15 protein-coding genes are annotated in these 17,356 nt (G+C 59.3%); 6 read left to right on the top strand and 9 right to left on the bottom strand.

The annotated features are described in order from the left end of the window. Positions 1-155 precede the first annotated feature (155 nt). The 3 genes from PSPTO_RS21685 to PSPTO_RS21675 all read left to right on the top strand — a co-directional run bounded on the left by PSPTO_RS21685 (position 156) and on the right by PSPTO_RS21675 (position 2,087). Positions 156-437, top strand: a complete 282-nt coding sequence (locus tag PSPTO_RS21685; protein WP_005764807.1) for a type B 50S ribosomal protein L31 — start codon at positions 156-158, stop codon at positions 435-437. 151 nt (positions 438-588) lie between these two features. Further along, positions 589-1,680: a D-alanine--D-alanine ligase gene (gene ddlA, locus PSPTO_RS21680; RefSeq protein ID WP_005764809.1), complete on the top strand. Its 1,092-nt coding sequence runs from the start codon at positions 589-591 to the stop codon at positions 1,678-1,680. Continuing rightward, positions 1,677-2,087: an NUDIX hydrolase gene (locus PSPTO_RS21675; protein ID WP_005764810.1), complete on the top strand. Its 411-nt coding sequence runs from the start codon at positions 1,677-1,679 to the stop codon at positions 2,085-2,087. Before ddlA ends, PSPTO_RS21675 begins: the two co-directional genes overlap by 4 nt. Positions 2,088-2,141: 54 nt before the next feature. On the opposite strand, the gene metR is transcribed toward PSPTO_RS21675, so the two are convergent. Next, positions 2,142-3,059: a transcriptional regulator MetR gene (metR, locus tag PSPTO_RS21670; protein WP_005764812.1), complete on the bottom strand. Its 918-nt coding sequence runs from the start codon at positions 3,057-3,059 to the stop codon at positions 2,142-2,144. Between the two features lie 106 nt (positions 3,060-3,165). Between metR and metE the strand changes: the two genes are divergently transcribed. From metE to PSPTO_RS21655, 3 genes are all read left to right on the top strand, one after another. Further along, complete coding sequence (gene metE, locus PSPTO_RS21665; RefSeq protein ID WP_005764814.1) at positions 3,166-5,466, top strand: 5-methyltetrahydropteroyltriglutamate--homocysteine S-methyltransferase; 2,301 nt, start codon at positions 3,166-3,168, stop codon at positions 5,464-5,466. Positions 5,467-5,651: 185 nt separating this feature from the next. After that, positions 5,652-6,644 carry an alpha/beta fold hydrolase gene (locus PSPTO_RS21660; protein ID WP_011104897.1) on the top strand — a complete coding sequence of 331 codons (993 nt, stop codon included), beginning with the start codon at positions 5,652-5,654 and terminating at the stop codon, positions 6,642-6,644. 53 nt (positions 6,645-6,697) lie between these two features. Next, the gene (locus tag PSPTO_RS21655; protein WP_011104896.1) at positions 6,698-7,345 is read left to right on the top strand and encodes a DsbA family oxidoreductase; all 648 of its coding nucleotides are present in this window, start codon (positions 6,698-6,700) and stop codon (positions 7,343-7,345) included. A gap of 235 nt (positions 7,346-7,580) precedes the next feature. Here the strand turns inward: PSPTO_RS21655 and PSPTO_RS21650 are convergent, their stop codons facing one another. The 8 genes from PSPTO_RS21650 to PSPTO_RS21605 form a co-directional block, all read right to left on the bottom strand. Next, the gene (locus PSPTO_RS21650; RefSeq protein WP_007246617.1) at positions 7,581-8,909 is read right to left on the bottom strand and encodes a sigma-54-dependent transcriptional regulator; all 1,329 of its coding nucleotides are present in this window, start codon (positions 8,907-8,909) and stop codon (positions 7,581-7,583) included. A 10-nt stretch (positions 8,910-8,919) separates the two neighbouring features. Next, a complete protein-coding gene (locus PSPTO_RS21645; RefSeq protein ID WP_007246618.1) occupies positions 8,920-10,851 on the bottom strand; it encodes a sensor histidine kinase in 1,932 nt (643 codons plus the stop codon). A gap of 58 nt (positions 10,852-10,909) precedes the next feature. Next, on the bottom strand, positions 10,910-11,644 hold the full coding sequence (locus PSPTO_RS21640) for an amino acid ABC transporter ATP-binding protein (RefSeq protein WP_011104895.1): 735 nt from the start codon (positions 11,642-11,644) through the stop codon (positions 10,910-10,912). Next, positions 11,641-12,309, bottom strand: a complete 669-nt coding sequence (locus PSPTO_RS21635; protein WP_174171202.1) for an amino acid ABC transporter permease — start codon at positions 12,307-12,309, stop codon at positions 11,641-11,643. The genes PSPTO_RS21640 and PSPTO_RS21635 overlap by 4 nt, the downstream gene beginning before the upstream one ends. Next, positions 12,306-13,052: an amino acid ABC transporter permease gene (locus tag PSPTO_RS21630; protein ID WP_004396522.1), complete on the bottom strand. Its 747-nt coding sequence runs from the start codon at positions 13,050-13,052 to the stop codon at positions 12,306-12,308. Before PSPTO_RS21630 ends, PSPTO_RS21635 begins: the two co-directional genes overlap by 4 nt. Positions 13,053-13,182: 130 nt before the next feature. Beyond that, entirely contained in the window at positions 13,183-14,109 is a 927-nt protein-coding gene (locus PSPTO_RS21625; protein ID WP_011104894.1) for a glutamate/aspartate ABC transporter substrate-binding protein, read from the bottom strand. A gap of 355 nt (positions 14,110-14,464) precedes the next feature. Continuing rightward, positions 14,465-16,003 (bottom strand): glycerol-3-phosphate dehydrogenase, encoded by a 1,539-nt coding sequence (glpD, locus tag PSPTO_RS21620; RefSeq protein WP_005764831.1) that lies wholly within the window; start codon positions 16,001-16,003, stop codon positions 14,465-14,467. A 591-nt stretch (positions 16,004-16,594) separates the two neighbouring features. Then, positions 16,595-17,350 carry a DeoR/GlpR family transcriptional regulator gene (locus PSPTO_RS21605; RefSeq protein ID WP_004396514.1) on the bottom strand — a complete coding sequence of 252 codons (756 nt, stop codon included), beginning with the start codon at positions 17,348-17,350 and terminating at the stop codon, positions 16,595-16,597. Between the last annotated feature and the right edge of the window lie 6 nt (positions 17,351-17,356).

Here is a 17,356-nt window from a genome sequence, read left to right as displayed (position 1 = left end):
GTCTCTGATGCGCTGATCCAAGGGGTTCGCAGGCCGACAGCAGCCCCATGCGGATGTGCGATCAAGCTCGGCAATGTCAGCAATCAACAGCAATCATTCTCATCTTCTGTTATGTTACTGTATAACGATTGAGGCTCACTAACGGAGAGATGACCATGAAACCCGATATCCATCCCGCTTACCGCACCGTACTGTTCCACGACACCGCTGCCGATGCCTATTTTCTGATCGGCTCCACCGTGGACACCGACCGCACGCAGCAACACACCGACGGCACGACCTACCCTTATGTCGCGCTTGACGTGTCCAGCGCCTCGCACCCGATGTACACCGGGCAGCAGCGCAAGACCACCACCGAAGGCCGGATCGCCGGTTTCAACAAGCGTTTCGCCAGCTTCGGCTCTGGCAGCAACAAAGAAACCGCTGCAACGCAATGAGCTGTCTGACTTCCCGGTGGTGGGCGTTTCAGGTGAATCGCCCACCACCGGTATTTTTTTGCCTGCAATTGGGCCGTGCGGCCAATCATCTACTGGACTAACGGCCGGAATTGCTTTTATCTTCGCGGCCTGAAAAACAGGAGTAGCCGCTTTGAAAAAGTCAGTCGCCATCGTTTTCGGTGGGCAATCCAGCGAGCATGAGGTTTCGTTGCAGTCTGCACGCAACGTGATCAATGCGATTGATCGTGAAAGCTATGCATTGACGCTGATCGGCGTCGACAAGCTGGGCCGTTGGCTGCGTTTCGACGAGGCCGATTACCTGCTCAATGCCAATGACCCTGCGCGGATCAAGCTGAGCGGTTCGGGCAAGCAGTTGTCGTTGCTGCCCGGCAGTGTGGGCGGGCAGTTTGTCGAGGTCGAGTCGGGCAAGCCGCTGGCGGCCATCGATGTGGTCTTTCCGCTGATCCACGGCGCGTTCGGCGAAGACGGCGCGTTGCAAGGCCTGTTGCGTATGCTGGCTGTTCCTTTCGTGGGCGCCGACGTGCTCGCTTCTGCGGCGTGCATGGACAAGGACGTGACCAAGCGCCTGTTGCGTGATGCCGGCATTGCCGTTGCGCCGTTTATGGTGCTGAACCGTGGCGAAAGCCTTTCGTTCGCGCAGGCGGCTGCGCAGTTGAGCCTGCCGATGTTCGTCAAACCTGCCAATCAGGGGTCATCGGTGGGTGTCAGCAAAGTATCTGACGAGGCGGGTTTCGCTGCGGCACTGGCGTTGGGTTTCGAGTTCGATCACAAGCTGCTGATCGAGCAGGGCATCGTCGGCAGGGAAGTGGAATGCGCCGTGCTGGGCAATGATGAGGCGCAAGTCAGTGTTTGCGGTGAAGTCGTCGCCAACGACGAATTCTATGCCTACGACACCAAGTACCTGAACGGTGATCAGGCGCGCATCGCCATACCCGCCGAGCTGCCTGCCGACCTGAGCGATCAGGTGCGTGACGTTGCGCTACAGGCTTACAAAGTGCTGGGTTGCGCGGGGCTGTCACGGGTCGACTTTTTCGTCACCGAGGCGCGTGAAATCATCATCAACGAGGTCAACACGCTTCCCGGCTTCACCTCGATCAGCATGTACCCCAAGCTCTGGCAGGCCACCGGTCTGAGCTATGCCGAACTGATCCATCGCCTGATCGTTCTGGCCCTGGAGCGTGCAGACGAAGCGCGCCTGCTGAAAAGGGACATTTTTGCATGAAGGTCATCAGTATTGCAGCAGCGTTGCTGATCGGCGCAGATGGCCGAACGTTACTGGTGCGCAAGCGCGACACTCAGGCATTCATGCAGCCGGGCGGCAAGATCGAGCCTGGCGAGCCCGCACCGCTGGCGCTTGCCAGAGAGCTTGAAGAAGAGCTCGGGCTGGTCATCGACCCGCAACAGGCAACGTTTCTGGGCGAGTTCGCGGCACCGGCGGCCAACGAGCCGGGGTTTGAGGTACGCTGCCAATTATATGAAGTCAGGACCGACGCCGACGTGTTGCCCGCCGCCGAGATCGAAGAAGTGATCTGGGTGAGCGCAGACGGCCATGCCGATCTGCATCTGGCGCCTTTGACCCGTGATCTGATCCTGCCTCTGTACCGCCAGCGGCAGGCCGCAGCGAACTGAAACAGGCGTCGTCCCGCACATGGTGCGGGCACGACGCTTTCTGCGAGCGACTTCTTAGCGGACCACGCTCACACCGTCCAGCGTCGAGAACGACGTGTCCTTGGCGGTCAACAGAAAGTCGCGCATGTACGGTGCGTCGAGCATGTCGGCGCGAATGCCGGCATACAGGGTCGCAAAAAGTCCTTTCTCGCCCAGCCGTTTGGCCTTCACATAGCCGCGTGAGCTGTATTCATGCAGCGCCCAATGCGGCATGCCGCACACGCCACGGCCGCTGGCGACCAGTTGCATCATCATCACTGTCAGCTCCGAGGTCCTCACCTGTGCGGGCTCGATGTCGGCGGGCTCCAGAAAACGGGTGAAAATGTCCAGCCGGTCGCGCTCCACCGGGTAGGTGATCAGCGTTTCAGGGAGCAAGTCCTCTGGAACGATGTACGGCTTGCTCGCCAATGCATGCTGATTGGCCACCGCCAGCATCGCTTCATACGTGAACAGCGGCACATAAGTGATACCGGGCAATTCCAGCGGGTCGGACGTCACCACCAGGTCCAGATCGCCACGCGCCAGCGCAGGCAGCGGCGCAAACGAGAAGCCGGAAGACAGGTCCAGTTCGACCTCGGGCCAGGCATCACGGAACTGGTCGATGGTTGGCATCAGCCACTGAAAGCAACTGTGGCACTCGATCGCCATGTGCAGCCGTCCCGCCGTGCCGCCCGCCAGACGGGCGATGTCGCGCTCGGCACTGCGCAGTTGCGGCAGCATCGAGTCCGCCAGTTGCAGCAGGCGCAAACCGGCGCTGGTGAAGCGCACCGGCTTGGTCTTGCGCACAAACAGTGGCATGCCCATGCGCTCTTCCAGCTCTTTGAACTGATGGGACAGCGCCGACTGCGTCAGGTGCAGGCGTTCAGCGGCATCCACAAGGCTGTCGGCCTCGCGCAGGGCGTGCAAGGTTTTGAGGTGGCGTATTTCAAGCACCGTCAGCGCTCCATGAATAAAATTTGTGACCATCACGAAAACAATGAGTTTGTCTCATGTTGGGTTGGCTGTCGACAATAGCGTCATCTTTTATGGAGGACGCACTATGGCCCTGGCCCACAACCTTGGATTTCCGCGCATCGGCGCAGACCGTGAATTGAAGAAAGCCCTGGAAGCATACTGGAAGGGGGACCTTGATCAGACGGGCTTGCGTGCTGTCGGCCAGCAGCTACGCGCAGCGCATTGGCAGGTTCAAAAAGAGGCCGGTATCGAGTTACTGCCGGTCGGTGATTTCGCCTGGTACGATCAGGTACTGACGCACTCTCTGACACTGGGTGTCATCCCCGAGCGCTTTAGCCCTGCACAGGACGCCGCTGGCCTGCCAACGCTGGACACCCTGTTCGCGATGGCGCGCGGTGCAAGCAATTGCTGCGGCGCGTCTCATGGCAAGACGCAACATGCCCAGGAACTGACCAAATGGTTCGACACAAACTATCACTATCTGGTCCCGGAGTTCACTCAGGACCAGCGTTTCCAACTGAGCTGGGAGCAACTGTTCGAGGAAGTCGATGAAGCCCACGCGCTGGGCCACAAGGTCAAACCGGTACTCATCGGGCCGTTGACTTACCTGTGGCTGGGCAAGGCCAAAGGCGACAGTTTCGACAGGCTTGAGCTGCTGGACCGGCTGTTGCCGGTGTACGGCGAGATCCTCGGGCGTCTGGCGGCGCAGGGCGTGGAATGGGTGCAGTTCGATGAACCTGTTTTGACCCTGGACCTGCCGCAGGACTGGAAGACCGCCTTCGAGCGCGCCTATCACAGCCTGCAGTATTCCCCGCTTAAAAAGCTGGTTGCCACCTACTTCGGCGGCCTTGAAGACAACCTCGGCCTGGCGGCCACGCTGCCGGTAGATGGCTTGCACATCGATCTGGTTCGTGCACCGGAGCAGTTGCCTGCGGTGCTCGATCGTTTACCTTCCTACAAGGTTTTGTCGCTGGGGGTCGTCAACGGGCGCAACGTCTGGCGCTGTGATCTGGATAACGCGCTGGCAGCCTTGCAGCAGGCTCACGCACGTTTTGGCGATAACCTTTGGGTTGCGGGATCTTGCTCGTTGTTACACAGCCCTGTCGACCTGAACCGTGAAGACCGGCTCGACCCTGAGTTGAAAGGCTGGCTGGCATTTGCGGTGCAGAAGAGCCGAGAGATCGCGATTCTCAGCCATGCACTGAACGACCCAGAGGCTACCGAGGTCGTCGAGGCGCTGGCACAGAGCTGCGAGATACAGGCAAGTCGCGCGCAGTCATCGCGTGTCCACAACCCTCAGGTGCAGGCGCGTCTGGCATCGGTGACAGCGGCCGATCATCAGCGCCGGTCGGCATTCGCCGAGCGCATCACGGTGCAGCGTGAGCGCCTGAAACTGCCGGCGTTTCCGACCACCACCATTGGCTCGTTCCCACAGACCTCGGCGATTCGTCTGGCGCGTCAGGCTCACAAACAGGGCAAATTGTCGCTAAATGACTACACCGATGCGATGCGCCACGAGATCCGTCATGCGGTGCAGGTTCAGGAAAACCTCGGCCTGGATGTGCTGGTGCACGGTGAGGCCGAGCGTAATGACATGGTCGAATACTTTGCCGAGCAACTGGACGGTTATCTGTTTACCCGCTTTGGCTGGGTGCAGAGTTACGGCTCGCGTTGTGTGAAACCTGCGATCATTTTTGGCGACCTCAGCCGTCCGCAGCCCATGACTGTCGACTGGATCCGTTACGCACAGAGCCTCACCGACAAGACCATGAAAGGCATGCTGACGGGGCCGGTGACGATGTTGATGTGGTCTTTCTCCCGTGAAGATGTTTCTCGTCAGGTTCAGGCGCAACAACTGGCGCTGGCGATTCGTGATGAAGTGCTGGACCTGGAGCGAGCCGGTATCAAGATCGTGCAGATCGATGAAGCAGCCTTTCGCGAAGGCTTGCCGTTACGCAAGGCGCAGTGGCAGCAGTATCTGGATTGGGCAGTCGCTGCGTTTCGCCTTTGTGCCTCTGGCGTTCGGGACGAAACCCAGATTCACACGCACATGTGCTACAGCGAGTTCAACGATGTGATCAAATCCATTGCCGCTATGGATGCCGATGTCATCACCATTGAAACCTCGCGCTCGGATATGGAGTTGCTGGACGCCTTTGAAGCGTTCGACTACCCGAATGACATCGGTCCGGGTGTCTATGACATCCATTCGCCGCGTGTTCCCGAAACGGCCGAAATGGTCAGCCTGATCGCCAAGGCAGCACGACGCATCCCCGCTGAGCGGCTGTGGGTCAACCCGGACTGCGGCCTCAAGACCCGCGGCTGGCCAGAGACCGAAGCCGCACTGATCAACATGGTCGCGGCCGCCAGACAACTGAGGCTTTAGGGGCTGATACCGATCTTGAGCTGCAAGCGGATTCGCCCTCTCTTGCAGCTTGAGGTTTACCGTTTGCGGCGGCGGCACCTACCACTCAGCGCCATTCATCAAATTGTCACGCAACTGTGGCAGCGCGCTTGGCAAAACATCATCAGACTCGCGGCTTACTGGGGTTCTGTTTTTTGGTGTTTTTCATGCGGGTTTTAATTTTTCTGGCCGCGCTGTTGTGCGGCTTGCCGTCTTTTGCGGCCGATCGTTGTGATGTCGATGTTCCTGTACAGCTCGCTGACCTCAAGGAAGTACGCATTGCCTACCAGAGTATCGGCAGTGAGTCCGACCCTGCCTTGCTGTTGGTGATGGGCCTGGGCGGCCAGTTGATTCATTGGCCGGACGAGGTCGTAGTCGCGCTGTGTCAGCAGGGTTATCGGGTGATTCGCTATGACAATCGCGATGTCGGCCTGTCGACCTGGGTGCAGCAGCCAGCCGATGCCAATCTGACTGTTGAAGTGCTGCGTTACAAGCTTGGCCTGCCAGTCTCGTCACCCTATTCACTGACCGACATGGCCGATGATGCGTTGGGGCTGATGGATGCCTTGCAGATACGCCAGTTTCACGTTTTGGGCGCGAGCATGGGCGGCATGATTGCCCAGCACCTGGCCGACCTTGCGCCCTCACGGGTCGAGAGCCTGACGCTGATCATGACCAGTTCCGGCGCTCAGGGGTTGCCGATGCCCAATGCGGCGCTGCTGCAACTGTTGGCGCGTCGTGGCGCGCCTGACCGGGAAGTGGCTTTGGAGCAGCAGGCTGATCTGCTGGCAGCGTTGGGCAGCCCGCAGGTCAAGGATGATCGCGAGCAGTTGCTCCATCAGGCGGCGGTTTCCTACGACCGGGCGTTCAATCCCGAAGGCGTCAAACGCCAGATCATGGCGATCCTGGCCGAGCCCAGCCGTGTCGAGTTGCTCAATCGCTTGCGCCTGCCGGTGCTGGTGGTGCATGGCACGGCCGACCCGTTGTTGCCGGTCATGCATGGCGTGCATGTCGCCGCGCACATTCAGGGCAGTCAACTGCGCCTGATCCCAGGGTTGGCGCATCGTTTTCAGGAAGCCTTCAAGGCGCCCCTTCTGGGCGCGGTGTTGCCGTATCTGAAAGCCCGGCACGAAGACGGCCGCAACCTGGCGCAGTTGTAAGGCACCGGCAGAGGTGTATCGTATGGCCTTTGCTTATTTCAACGAGGGCCATCATGACCACTGCACTGAAGATCGATTTCATTTCCGATGTTTCCTGCCCCTGGTGCGTCATCGGCCTGCGCGCGCTGGATCAGGCGCTTGAAGCGCTGGGTGATGAAGTGCAGGCGCAGATTCATTTTCAGCCCTTCGAACTGAACCCGAACATGCCGGCCGAAGGCCAGGACATCAAAGAGCACATTGCCGAGAAATACGGCTCCACGCCTGAACAGATCGAAGCCATTCACGAAACCATCCGTGAGCGCGGTGCCGAGCTGGGTTTCACGTTTGGCAAGGGCGAGCGACGCATCTACAACACCTTCGATGCGCACCGTCTGCTGCATTGGGCCGAGCAGGAAGGCAAGCAACCGGCATTGAAGCAGGCGCTGTTTGTCGCCTATTTCAGTGAACTGAAAGACCCTTCCAGTCACCAGACCCTGGCAGACGTGGCGCAGAAAGTCGGCCTTGACCGCCTGCGCGCTCAGGCCATTCTGGACAGCGACGAGTTTGCCAGCGAAGTCCGCGAAGCCGAACAGCTCTGGACGTCACGTGGCATCACTTCGGTGCCGACCATGGTCTTCAACGACCAGTACGCCGTATCAGGCGGGCAGCCGGTTGAAGTATTCGTCAGCGCGATCCGCCAGATGCTCAGCGAGTCGAAGTAACTCGCTGCCTGCCCGCGGGACCCTGTAGGACCGGACGACGCTTCACTTGTCCGCGAACTGCCGGGAACCGGCAGCAAAACCGGTGCATACGGTGTGAGGAACGATAATCTCAACTATCGTGCGACGCTCTGCGTCGCATGCAGTTCTGGACGCTCTGCGTCCGATCTTGAGCCAGCAGCTCACTGGTGCGTGGCAACGATAGGGCTCACTCGTATTCAGGGGCGTGCACGGAGCTTCAAAGCCCATATTTCTTGACCTTGTCAAACAGTGTGGTCTTGGCCATGCCCAGTTCCTGACTGGCCTGGCTGAGGTTGCCGCCGCTGCGTTGCAGGGCTTCGCTGAGCAGTGATCGTTCAAAGGCTTCAACCGCCTCGGCAAACCCCAGGCTCTGGTTTTCACTGACCGTGCCTGCCTGCTTGAACGCCGGCAGACCCAGCGCAAAGCGCTCTGCAACGTTGCGCAGTTCGCGCACGTTACCCGGCCAGTCGTGGCTTAACAGGCTTGAGCTGGTCTGCCGATCCAGCGCCGGCGGCTCGCGGTCGAAGCGCAATGATGACAACTGCAGAAAATGTTCGAACAATTGCAGAATGTCCTCGCGACGCTCGCGCAGCGGCGGCAATTCCAGAGTGACCACGTTGAGGCGGTAATACAGGTCGCTACGGAACTGATTGGTCTTGCCCAGTGCATTGAGATCAGACTTGGTCGCTGCAATTACCCGGCAATCTACCGCAACGCTCTGGTTCGAGCCCAGCCGCTCAAGGGTTCGCTCCTGCAGCACGCGCAACAACTTGATCTGCAGATTGATCGGCATGCTTTCCACTTCGTCGAGAAACAGCGTGCCCTCGTGGGCGTGCTCGATCTTGCCGATGCGCCGCTTGCCTGCGCCGGTGAACGCGTTGGCTTCGTGACCGAAGATTTCCGATTCGAACAGGCTTTCCGCCAGACCGCCACAGTTGAGGGCCACGAACTGGCTGTCCTTGCGCCGACTGAAATCATGCAGGCAGCGCGCGACCAGTTCCTTGCCGGTGCCGGTTTCGCCTTCAATCAGCACGTTGGCTGAAGTGTCGGCGACGTTGGCAATCAATGCGCGCAGGTTTTGCATGACTGGCGAGCGACCGATGATCCGGCCTTCCAGCGAGTCACGCTCAGCCAGTTGCTTGCGCAGCGACCAGACCTCCCGCGCCAGCCCGCGTTGCTCCAGAGCGCGCCGCGTGACCTCGACCAGTCGCTCGGGAGAGAAGGGTTTTTCCATGAAATCGTAGGCGCCGTCGCGCATCGCGTTGACGGCCATGGTGATGTCGCCGTGCCCGGTAATCAGCACCACCGGCAGGCTGCTGTCGCGTGCCTTGAGACGGCTCAGCAGCTCCAGCCCGTCGATGCCCGGCAAGCGGATGTCGCTGATGACAATGCCGGCGAAATTGTCGCCGATGCGCTTGAGGGCATCCTCGGCGCTTGATACGCCTTCGCTGGCAATGTCTTCCAGCGCCAGCGCCTGCTGGCAGCCCAGCAATACGTGCGGGTCGTCTTCGACGATCAGGACAGTGAGTTCGCTGTTGATGCTCATGGCTTTCTTCTCATGTCGGCCCGCCCGGGCGAGGGGTGCCCGAGCGAGGATCGGTCGGGGCATGCGCAATAAACGGCAGGCTCAGGACAAAGGTAGTGCCGCCGTCGCCCGGATGCTCCGCGCTCAGGTTGCCCCCGGCTGCGGCGGCAAGGCTCGCTGACAGGGTCAGGCCCAGTCCCAGGCCTTGCTCGCCCGGTTTGGTCGTGAAGAACGGCTCGAACAGGTGCTTGCGTGCTTGGGCATCGACGCCGTGACCGTTGTCGCGTACCTGCAAGCGGTAGCGACCGTCGACAACTGACCCTTCAAGCCACAGCTCCGGCTGCGGTTGGGTGAACATGGCGTCCAGTGCATTGCCGATCAGGTTGACCAGAATCTGCTCAAGGCGGGTCTGATCAATGGTCAGGGTGGCCTCGACAAAATCGCGGTGCAGCGTCAGGCCGGACTGCTCGAGGCGCACACCGAGCAATTGCAACGCGGCGTCCACTGCCTTGCTCAATTGCGCCTGGCCCTGATCATCGCCGCGCCGGGCAAACGCGCGCAGGCTGGCGGTGATGCGGCCCATGCGGTCAACCAGATCATTGATGGTGCGCAGGTTGGCACTAGCGGTGTCCAGCGCGCCACGCTCCAGAAACCTTACGGTGTTGCCGGACAGGGTGCGCAGTGCCGCCAGTGGCTGATTCAGTTCATGAGCAATGCTGGTCGACATCTGCCCGATGGCGGCCAGTTTACCGGCCTGTACCAGCTCGTCCTGAGCGGTGCGCAGGGTTTCTTCCGCCAGCCTTCGCTCGCGAATCTGCGCCTTGAGGCGTTCGTTGCTGGCGCGCAGGTGTTCGGTGCGCTCGGTAATCTTGCGTTCCAGCTCATCATTGGCAGCCTGCAGCGCTTCTCTGGCGGCCAGCCGGGTCGAGATGACTTTGCGCCGTTCATTCCAGGCGATCAGCAGAAAGGTCACCAGTGCGCAGGCCACCGCCACCAGCATGCCCTGGTTTGCAGCCTCGCGGCGCAGGTCCTCAAGCGGGGTCAGCAGTGTCAGGTGCCAGGAGGTGTCGCTCAACGCGCGGGTCTGGGCCAGATAACTGACCTGCTTGTGCTCCCGATCGACACTGACATTGGCCGGGAAAACAAGTTTCTCGACACCTTCTGACAGGACTTCCCGTTCAAGCGGCACCAGCTCATTGAGTGGCCACCAGTAGTATTGCAGGCTGCGCGCCAGTCGCTCCTTGACGTCCGGCGTGAGCGGGCGCACCGACTTCAGGCGTCGTGCCGGGTCACTGGAGAGAATGATGATACCGTTCTCGTCGCTGACAAAGGCTTCCAGGCGCGCCCGCTGCCAGCGCTCTTCCAGTGCTTCAAGGCGTACCTTGATGACCGCAACACCAATGATTCGGCCTTTTTCCTCCAGCCCGTGAGCCAGGTAGTAGCCCGACTCGCCGGTGGTGGTGCCGATCCCGTAAAAGCGCCCCGGCAGACCGCGCACCGCATCCTTGAAATAGGCGCGGAACGACAGGTCTTCACCCTGATAACTGTCGGCGTCGCGCCAGTTGCTGGTCGCCAGCACGCGACCGGTAGTGTCCAGCACGTAGATGGCACGGCTGCGGCTGCGCCGGTTCATCCCTTCGAGGTAAAGGTTGACTTGCTGCTGAGCCTCCGGGCTGGGGGCATTCAGCAATTGTGACACGCTGGATTCAAGCTCCAGCACGCTAGGCAGGTAAGTGTACTTGCTGATTTCGCTCTCGACCGTTCGGGCGTGCAGCTCAAGCTGGCGTTCGCCGCTTTCGCGCAGTGTCTTGATGCCATTGTGCTCGCTGACCAGATAGGCGACATAGCCCAGCCCGATCATCAGCATGAGGATCAACGGTGGCAGAAACAGCTGGCGAATCAGACGGGGTTTCACGGCGAGTGATGGCGGCGCGGCGCGATAAAGAGTGGGGTCGCATTTCATCACAGTCGTCCTGGACCGAACAGCTGCCTGAGAGGGTCAGGCAGCTGTGAGGGCTTGCTTAGTGCTGGAGAATCGTGGCGAGGAACTGCTGAGCGCGTTCGGAGCGTGCACTGACGTCACCGAAAAACTCTTCTTTCGCGCAATCTTCGACGATCTGCCCCTTGTCCATGAAGATTACCCGGTTGGCGACCTTGCGAGCGAAACCCATCTCGTGGGTCACGCACATCATGGTCATGCCTTCGTGAGCCAGTTGCACCATCACGTCGAGCACTTCATTGACCATTTCCGGGTCCAGCGCGGAGGTCGGTTCGTCGAACAGCATGACCACCGGGTCCATTGCCAGCGCGCGGGCAATGGCAACGCGCTGTTGCTGACCACCGGAAAGCTGACCCGGATGCTTGTGAGCATGCTCGGACAGACCGACGCGGTCGAGCAGCTTGAGGCCTTTTTCGGTGGCTTCGGCCTTGCTGCGGCCCAGGACCTTGATCTGCGCGATGGTCAGGTTTTCGACGATGCTCAAGTGCGGAAACAGTTCGAAATGCTGAAACACCATGCCGACCCGCGAGCGCAGTTTCGGCAGATTGGTTTTTGGCTCGGAGATCGATGTGCCATCGACGACGATGTCGCCTTTCTGGAACGGCTCCAGCGCATTGACGCATTTGATCAGGGTCGATTTGCCGGAGCCGGACGGCCCGCAGACAACCACCACTTCACCCTTGCTGACCTCGGTGCTGCAATCGGTCAGTACCTGGAAGTCCCCGTACCACTTGTTGACGTTCTTGATGGAAATCATACGGCAAACCTTTTTTGCAGACGCTTCACCAGCAGCGAGGCGGCAAAGCTGATCGTGAAATACACCAGACCGGCAATGATCAGGAACTCGTTGGCGCGACCGATGATGTCGCCGCTCGAACGCGATGCGTTGAGGAAGTCCACAAGGCCCACGGTGTACACCAGAGAGGTGTCCTGAAACAGAATGATGCTTTGTTGCAGCAACAGCGGCGTCATCTTGCGAAACGCCTGGGGCAGGATGATCAGGCGCATCATCTGCGAGTAATTCATGCCCAGTGCCTGCGCCGCGCCCATTTGACCCTTGGATATCGATTGCACGCCGGCACGGACGATTTCGCAGAAGTACGCCGCCTCGAACATCATGAACGCCACGACGCAGGACGCGAACGCACCGATGGGCGTGTCTTCACCGGTAATCCAGCGCAGCACGAACGGCACTGCCAGATAGAACCAGGTGATCACCAGCAGCAGCGGGATCGAGCGAAAGTAGTTCACGTACGCGCCAGCCACATTGGCCAACAGCTTGTTCGATGACAGGCGCATCAGCGCCAGCACGGTGCCGAGCACCAGGCCGCCGACTATGCCCAGGCTCATCAGCTTGAGGGTCATGACCATGCCGTTCCACAGGCCGGGAATGGCTGGCACGATTCCAGTAAAGTCCATTATTTGCCTCCCAGAGAGATCAGGCCGGGCACGGCAACTTTCTTCTCGATCATGCGCATCAGCAGCATCAGGCTCATGTTCAGCGTGAAGTAGATGAGGGTCGCCAGGGTGAAAGCTTCAAACAGGTTGGCGGAAAACTCGGCGGTCTGTTTGGTCTGTGCGAGCAGCTCCATCAGGCCGATCAGCGACGCTACCGAGGAGTTCTTGAACACGTTCAGGAATTCGGAGGTGAGCGGCGGAATGATGATCCGGTAGGCTTGCGGCAACAGCACGTTCCAGTAGATCTGTGGCAGCTTGAAGCCCATGGCGCGTGCGGCTGATTCCTGGCCCTTTGGCAACGCCTCGATGCCGGTGCGGACTTGTTCGCAGACCCGTGCAGCAGTGAACAGACCCAGACACACGACAACGCTCAGAAACGCCGAGGTGGTCGGGTTGAGGTCCTGCTTGTACCACTCCTGCAGGTCTGCAGGCAGCAGATCAGGCACCAGAAAGTACCAGATGAACAGCTGCACCAGCAGTGGCACGTTACGGAAGATTTCTACGTAGGCCGTGGCAATACCTGATACCAGACGGCTTGGCACGGTGCGCATGACGCCCAGTACCGAGCCCAGTATCAGCGCTATGATCCAGGCAACGACAGCAATGGCAATGGTCCAGCCGAGACCGGATATGAACCAGTCCAGATAGGTCTCGCTGCCGACGCCGGTGGACTTGAAGAACACGCCCCAGTCCCAGTTGTAATTCATCAGGGTCTCCCCCTATTGTTCTATTTCTATCGAAATGCACGCACTGTCGAAAATCGAAAGCGATGGGCCGATCCCGAACGAGGCGGGCTCGTTCGGGATGTAATCAGTTCAGGGTGGTTGAACCGCTTACTCAGGCTTTCTTGTCTTCAGCTTTGTCGTCAGCAGCTTTGTCGGTGGGGTTCTCGATCAGCTTCTTGAGTTCGGCGCTCATCGGGAAATTCAGATTCAGCCCTTTAGGCGGGACTGGCGACATGAACCACTTGCTGTAGATGGCATTGATGTCGCCGGACTTGTAGGTGGCGACAATGGCGTCATCCACGGCCTTCTTGAACGGGGCGTCGCCCTTGCGAACCATGCAGCCATAGATTTCGTAGGATTGCGCAGTGCCGGTCACAGCCCAGTCATCCGGCTTCTTGGCTTTGGCCATCTCGCCGGCCAGCAATGCGTCGTCCATCATGAAAGCGACTGCACGGCCGGATTCAAGCATCTGGAACGACTCACCGTGGTCCTTGGCGGAGATCACGTTCATGCCCATCTGCTTGTCGGCGTTCATCGTCTTGATGATTCGCTCGGACGTGGTGCCGGCCGTGGTCACGACGTTCTTGCCTTTCAGGTCATCGAAGTCCTTGTAGCTGGAGTCTTTCTTGGACAGCAGGCGTGTACCGACTTCGAAGATGCCGATGGAGAAATCGACCTGCTGCTGACGCTCGACGTTGTTGGTGGTCGAACCACATTCCACGTCAACAGTGCCGTTCTGCACCAGCGGGATTCGAGTCTGGGACGTCACCAGGTTGTACTTGACCTTGAGGTCAGGCATGTCGAGTTCTTTCTTGATGGCTTCGACGATTTTCAGCTGGATGTCATGGGAGTAGCCCATCGGTATGCCAGAGGCATCCGCGATGTAGGAAAACGGGATGGAGGCGTCACGGTGGCCGAGGGTGATAGTGCCGGATTCTTTGATCTTCTTCAGGGTGCCGGTGAGTTCGGCGGCGAAAACCGGAGTGCTGATCAGAGCGGCAGCAATGGCTGCGCCAAGCAGATGGGGAACGATACGCATCGATGAATCCTCGATTTCATTTTTATTGATAGAGCCGCAATGAGAGGCGGCCGCTTTCTTACGAATGCTTCAACGGCGTCCTGATAGACACACGCCTTTGCCGAAGCGGTCGGTTCCTGAATGTAGGGCATGAGTCGTGCCAAACGTTATTTAGGCTTTAACGTGTTGAATTTTATGGTTTTTATCGGGATTAAATGTGTGTGTGGTGTGCGGGTGCGTCCGGGAAACCGAATCGCGCAGGGAGACGCGTTCGGAAAGCCGAATGCAGTCGAATATTCAGGAGAGGGAAGTGCGGGGGGATTGAAGCGCAGACCTGTTCACCCGGTGAGGGGTGAACAGGTAAATAGCGTGAGCATCAGGCCGCTTCGATAGTGGCCTTGTTGCGTGCGACGGTGTCCATATAGCTGCTGACCGCAGCCTGTTCTTCAGGCGTGGTAAACAGGCCAAGCTTGGTGCGGCGCCAGAGGATGTCTTTGATGTCCGTGGCCCATTCCTGATCGCACAGGTAATCAACCTCGCGGGTGTACAGCCCGGCACCCAAATGCTGACCGAGGTCTTCCAGGCTGTGCGCGCCTTCCAGCAAGCGCCAGCTACGGCTGCCATAGGTGATCGACCAGCGTTTGGCGATAGGCGCAGGCAGCCAGCTGTAGCGACGGGTCATTTCTGCTGCCAGGGCTTGCGGCGAGGTCATGTCTTCGCCGCCAGGCAAGGCAGCCTTGGCCGTCCAGCTCGGTTTCATCTGCTTGAAGAACGGCGCGAGTTGCGCCATCGCCGACTCGGCCAGCTTGCGGTAAGTGGTGAGCTTGCCACCGAAAACCGACAGGATCGGCGCCTCATCGCCACTGCCCGACAACGACAGCGTGTAGTCGCGAGTGATGGCCGATGGATTATCAGACTCGTCGTTACACAGCGGACGTACGCCGGAGAAGGTATGGAGCACGTCTGTACGGTTAAGCTGCTTCTTGAAGTGATCGTTGGCCACCTTCAGCACGTAATCCATTTCGCCTTCTGTGATGTCGACCTTGTTCGGGTCGCCCTGATATTCGCGGTCGGTGGTGCCGACGATCGTGAAGTGCTCCAGGTACGGGATGGTGAACACGATACGCTTGTCTTCATTCTGCAGAATGAACGCGTGTTCACCTTCGTACAGCTTCGGCACGATCAGGTGGCTGCCCTGGATCAAGCGAATGCCGTAAGCCGAATCGAGCTTGAGGTCTTCACGAATGAACTTGGCCACCCACGGTCCTGCCGCATTGACCAGCGCCTTGGCATGGATCGAAAACAGGCTGCCGTCGCTGCGTTCCAGGTGCAGGTGCCACATGCCTTTGATACGGCGGGCGCTGACACAGCGGGTTTGCGTGTGGATGTGCGCGCCGTTTTCACGGGCGGCCATCGCGTTGAGTACCACCAGGCGGGCATCGTCGACCCAGCAATCGGAGTACTCGAAGCCGCGGGTGATGCTCGAATTGAGCGGGCTGTCGGCACCGAAGCGAATGGTCCGTGAGGCGGGCAGCTTTTCGCGCTTGCCGAGGTTGTCGTACAGAAACATCCCGGCGCGAATCATCCAGGCTGGACGCAGGTGCGGACGGTGCGGCAGGACAAAGCGCATCGGCTTGACAATATGCGGAGCCTTGGCAAGCAGCACTTCACGCTCTGCAAGCGCTTCACGCACCAGGCGGAATTCGTAATGCTCCAGATAGCGCAGGCCACCGTGGATCAGCTTGCTGCTGGCTGAGGACGTGTGGCTGGCCAGGTCGTCTTTTTCGCACAGGAAAACCGAAAGGCCGCGACCGGAGGCGTCTGCCGCAATGCCGACACCATTGATGCCACCGCCAATAACGGCAATGTCGTAAACCTCGGAGAGGGGCGGGGTTGGCACAGTAGTGTGGGGCATTGGTGGCCTCCTGGACAATTCTTGAGCTTAGCTCGAAAGGCGAATCTGAACATTAATGTTCATTTCCGAAAATCATAGCTCAATAAAATGACCCTTGCCAGCGCGTATCGATTGAAAATACTGATGACTGTGTGATTAAAACAACAAAAATGAACATTGTAGGGCGGGAAGTAGCGCGGGGATGATCTTGCTGTCTGACGCTTCTCGTTCTGTAAGCGCCAGTCCAGACACCTCTCGTTCCTCACGTTTGCGTAGGAATGCAGTTCGCGACGCTCTGCGTCGCAAAGAGGACGCAGAGCGTCCTGAACGGCATCCGACGCGGAGCGTCGCACGATAGTGGTCGTGGCTGAGATTCTCGTTCCCTACGCTCCAGCGTGGGAATGCAGTTCGCGGCGCTCTGCGTCGTAAAGAGGACGCGGAGCGTCCGGAACGGCATTCGACGCGGAGCGTCGCACGATAGGGGTCGTAGCTGAGATGATCGTTCCCTACGCTCCAGCGTGGGAATGCAGTTCGCGACGCTCTGCGTCGAACGATCGTTGTGGTGTTCTTCCAGACGCCTCTTGTGAGCCCATCGCAATCCGATGTCTACGATCAGACCACTTCCAGACGAATCTTGTGCTGAATCAACAATTGCTGCAGTGCCGGCACCGGCGGCTGGTCGGTGACAAGGCAATCGATCAGGGTGATCGGCCCCAGACGTACCATCGCGTTGCGCCCGAACTTGCTGGAGTCAGCCGCCAGTAGCACCTTGCGTGCATTGGCAATGATCGACTGGGAAACCCGCACTTCCTGGTAATCAAAATCCAGCAGGCTACCGTCCTCATCGATGCCGCTGATGCCGACCAGCGCGAAGTCCACCTTGAACTGGCTGATGAAGTCGATACTGCCCTGACCCACGACACCGCCATCACGGCGCACATTGCCGCCTGCGATCAGGACCTCGAAATCATCCTTGGCACTGAGGATCGCCGCCACATGCAGGTTGTTGGTGATGACTTTAAGATTGTTGTGGTTGAGCAAGGCACGCGCGATGGATTCGGTGGTGGTACCGATATTGATGAACAGCGAGGCGTTGTCGGGGATCTGCGCGGCGATGGCCTCGGCGATCCGTTGTTTTTCGTCACGCATCTGATCCGCACGCATTGCGTAGGCGGTGTTTTCGATGCTGGAGTCATAGGCCGCGCCACCGTGGTAGCGACGCAGCAGGTTCATTTCCGCCAGCTGATTGATATCGCGGCGGATGGTCTGTGGGGTCACGACGAACAGGGTCGCCATTTCCTCGATACTGACGTAGCCACGGTCACGGACCAGTTCGAGGATCTGTTGTTGGCGGGGAGGCAGGTTCATTGTTTT

Origin of the sequence: Pseudomonas syringae pv. tomato str. DC3000, from assembly GCF_000007805.1 — a bacterium.
Classification (GTDB): domain Bacteria; phylum Pseudomonadota; class Gammaproteobacteria; order Pseudomonadales; family Pseudomonadaceae; genus Aquipseudomonas; species Aquipseudomonas avellanae.
Note: the sequence above shows the minus strand (reverse complement) of the source record. Positions and strands in the feature narration are given on the sequence as shown.